The organism is Shigella sp. SIG3, from assembly GCF_053555855.1.
The window spans coordinates 1-3,851 of record NZ_JBQZXE010000194.1 but is presented as its reverse complement, the minus strand read 5'-3'; the positions used below and the strand labels follow the sequence as shown (position 1 = coordinate 3,851).

Here is a 3,851-nt window from a genome sequence, read left to right as displayed (position 1 = left end):
GAACTCCCGCAGTTTAACTCGCCAACTATTCTACTGGCGGAGAACATTTATCCTTCCACAGTACTGCAACTGGATCCGGCGGTTGTAAAAGGTATCTGCCTTAGCGCCGGAAGTCCGGTATCCCACAGCGCCCTAATCGCCCGTGAACTGGGGATTGGCTGGATTTGCCAGCAGGGTGAGAAACTGTATGCGATACAACCAGAAGAAACGCTAACGCTGGACGTTAAAACGCAACGTTTCAACCGTCAGGGTTAAGCCACCGTTCGGATGGCATCGTTCTGATGTCATCCGGCAATTTACCCAGCACTGATGTTTTTTAACTACCTGTTATATTTTTTACCAATTTATGATGATTTTTCTTCGCTAATCGCGAACCAAATGTCGCTGGCTGGCTAATAAACAGACGTTATTTGATCACTCTATTTCGCCGTTATTTATCCCTTTAATTCCCTTTTCTAAAATGCCTGACCGTTCGCAGAATGAGATTTCGATCATGCAGCTAGTGCGATCCTGAACTAAGGTTTTCTGATACTTGAATACCGTTTTATTCGGTTTCGCCAAAGGAGAATGATTGATGAAATCCCCCGCACCTTCTCGCCCGCAAAAAATGGCGTTAATTCCAGCCTGTATCTTTTTGTGTTTCGCTGCGCTATCGGTGCAGGCAGAAGAAACACCGGTAACACCACAGCCGCCTGATATTTTATTAGGGCCGCTGTTTAATGATGTGCAAAACGCCAAACTTTTTCCGGACCAAAAAACCTTTGCCGATGCCGTGCCGAACAGCGATCCGCTGATGATCCTTGCTGATTATCGGATGCAGCAAAACCAGAGCGGATTTGATCTGCGCCATTTCGTTAACGTCAATTTCACCCTGCCGAAAGAAGGCGAGAAATATGTTCCGCCAGAGGGGCAGTCACTGCGCGAACATATTGACGGACTTTGGCCGGTATTAACGCGTTCTACCGAAAACACCGAAAAATGGGATTCTCTGTTACCGCTGCCGGAACCTTATGTCGTGCCGGGCGGACGTTTTCGCGAGGTATATTACTGGGACAGTTACTTCACCATGTTAGGACTTGCCGAAAGCGGTCACTGGGATAAAGTCGCGGATATGGTGGCCAATTTTGCTCATGAAATAGACACTTACGGTCATATTCCCAACGGCAACCGCAGTTACTATTTAAGCCGCTCGCAACCGCCCTTCTTTGCCCTGATGGTAGAGTTACTGGCGCAGCATGAAGGCGATGCCGCGTTGAAGCAATACCTGCCGCAAATGCAAAAAGAATATGCTTACTGGATGGACGGTGTTGAAAACCTGCAAGCCGGACAACAGGAAAAACGCGTTGTAAAACTTCAGGATGGTACCCTTCTCAACCGCTACTGGGACGATCGCGATACGCCACGACCAGAGTCATGGGTGGAAGATATTGCCACCGCCAAAAGCAATCCGAATCGACCTGCCACTGAAATTTACCGCGACCTGCGCTCTGCCGCTGCGTCTGGCTGGGATTTCAGCTCGCGCTGGATGGACAACCCGCAGCAGTTAAATACCTTACGCACCACCAGCATCGTACCGGTCGATCTGAACAGCCTGATGTTTAAAATGGAAAAAATCCTCGCCCGCGCCAGCAAAGCTGCAGGAGATAACGCGATGGCAAACCAGTACGAAACGCTGGCGAATGCCCGTCAAAAAGGGATCGAAAAATACCTGTGGAACGATCAACAAGGCTGGTATGCCGATTACGACCTGAAAAGTCATAAAGTGCGCAATCAGTTAACCGCGGCCGCCCTGTTCCCGCTGTACGTCAATGCGGCAGCGAAAGATCGCGCCAACAAAATGGCGACGGCGACGAAAACACATCTGCTGCAACCCGGCGGCCTGAACACCACGTCGGTGAAAAGTGGGCAACAATGGGATGCGCCAAATGGCTGGGCACCGTTACAGTGGGTCGCGACAGAAGGATTACAAAACTACGGGCAAAAAGAGGTGGCGATGGACATTAGCTGGCACTTCCTGACCAATGTTCAGCACACCTATGACCGGGAGAAAAAGCTGGTGGAAAAATATGATGTCAGCACCACCGGAACGGGGGGCGGCGGTGGCGAATATCCATTACAGGATGGCTTTGGCTGGACCAATGGCGTGACGCTGAAAATGCTGGATTTGATCTGCCCGAAAGAGCAACCGTGTGACAATGTTCCGGCGACGCGTCCGACCGTTAAGTCAGCAACGACGCAACCCTCAACCAAAGAGGCACAACCCACACCTTAACCAGCGCTTACTCCGACAACGTCATTCGGCTTCTCCGGATGGCGTTGTCGGCAGATAACACCATATCTATGGTTTTTTCTACACAGACGGTTTTTCAAGTCCTGGCGGGAAGTATTGCGCAAATGTTTGCCATACGTGGTTGCCGAAGATAGCGTCATTTCTACGGGTAAGTGTTTCACTTTCATCACCCGGCGATTTACGCCGACGTTGGCTATATAAAGCATCAATTGCTACCTGAATATTGTTACGGTGTTCACTCATCAACGTTTTTTTGCTTTCTGGAGTTAAATTAATAATCACATAATCCAGACACTCCAGAGAATTTAGCAACCAAAAAAAGAATTCAGACCATTCCTCTTCGCGTAACTGAAGCATTGCCGAACGGGTATTTTGGCTTAATCTGCCAGAAGGATTGATCAATTCTAAATGTTCAATAAGCGCAGCCAAAACCGCCTCACTATCCGCCCCATTTTTAACGCCTGACTGGCTACTGTCTAAAATATTTATTTTCTGAATCACACCAAAAACAACGAAACAATAATTAAAAAAGGATTCTGTTGTTGTTACCGGGAACCGACTTATTTCGCTCAGAAAGTCGTTCAACCAGCTCCGCAGTGATAAGATTCGCTGATGATACAGTGTATCCTCACTGCGTGCTGGAGGTGCCAGTATAATATGTTGATCAATACAGTATTTATTGTGTTCAGTCGTTTCCTGATGCGTTTGGTTCTCTGCGGATTGTCGCTGGCGAAATAAATGGCTTGCGGTAAATGCCGTTACAGAGCAGCGCAACGCGTCAATTCCTTCGGAGTGCCCGGCTTTTGGCGAGAGTTCCGGTTTTATGCGTCCAGGTAGCGGAAATTTCACCCGAATGAGAAATGCATTAATAAAATGGAGAATGTTATCATTGCTACACCCTGTGCTTAATAACTGCAACTCTCCGCCGTTCAGCGATGCTTTGATAATTCTGTTCCCATAGATATCGTTATCAAAATAAAGCGTAAATATCATATTTCCGTAACTGTTATCATCTCTTTTTTTGCACGTTCGAATAAACGCATTCAGTAAATTACTCTCTCTAAGAAAATAAATATCTTCATTGTTGTTAATGACATTAATAACGTCGTTCTTAAAATCCTCAAAGTCTTGTTGCGGTAACTTCTGGTTACGCTGCTTACTATCAGCAAGCGGTGAATCCGGACGACAACAACATAGGTTTTGTATAACCCCCAGCATTCTTTTCACCTCCGTTAACAGTATATTCACGACACTGAAACGAGAGAATGCTGATAATTTTCTCGGCGAGATATCAAAAATCGCTCATTGTAAAACAAGTAACTTCAACGTCGCGTAACCGTGGACGATAAAAAACAATAATGTCATTCATATTTAAATGATTTAGCCTTAAATGATTTAAATAATATTAGCCACCTGATAAATACATTTTTAATGATAGAGAGGGTCAACAGGCTTGCGGAAGTCGTCACATCTTCATGTTTTCAATAGCTAAACTTTGATATTGAACATGATTTTTATCGATATATATGAAAGTATATATCGATTTTGCTTTTCAGGATGT

Annotated in this window: 3 protein-coding genes; 2 read left to right on the top strand and 1 reads right to left on the bottom strand. The window is 46.0% G+C overall.

The window, feature by feature from the left end:
• Together ACUU1I_RS19905 and treA are read left to right on the top strand one after the other, a co-directional pair.
• The coding region (locus ACUU1I_RS19905; RefSeq protein WP_040234506.1) for a PEP-utilizing enzyme at positions 1–255 on the top strand (255 nt) is incomplete at its 5' end.
• 319 nt (positions 256–574) lie between these two features.
• Complete coding sequence (gene treA / locus ACUU1I_RS19900; RefSeq protein ID WP_000841714.1) at positions 575–2,272, top strand: alpha,alpha-trehalase; 1,698 nt, start codon at positions 575–577, stop codon at positions 2,270–2,272.
• Between the two features lie 78 nt (positions 2,273–2,350).
• Here the strand turns inward: treA and ycgY are convergent, their stop codons facing one another.
• Positions 2,351–2,791, bottom strand: coding sequence for a protein YcgY (gene ycgY / locus ACUU1I_RS19895; RefSeq protein ID WP_000615067.1), 441 nt, complete (start codon positions 2,789–2,791; stop codon positions 2,351–2,353).
• Positions 2,792–3,851 lie beyond the last annotated feature (1,060 nt).

Coding starts and splice junctions, on each gene's coding strand:
- treA (WP_000841714.1), top strand. CDS start 575: ATGAAATCCCCCGCACCTTCTCGCCCGCAAAAAATGGCGTTAATTCCA.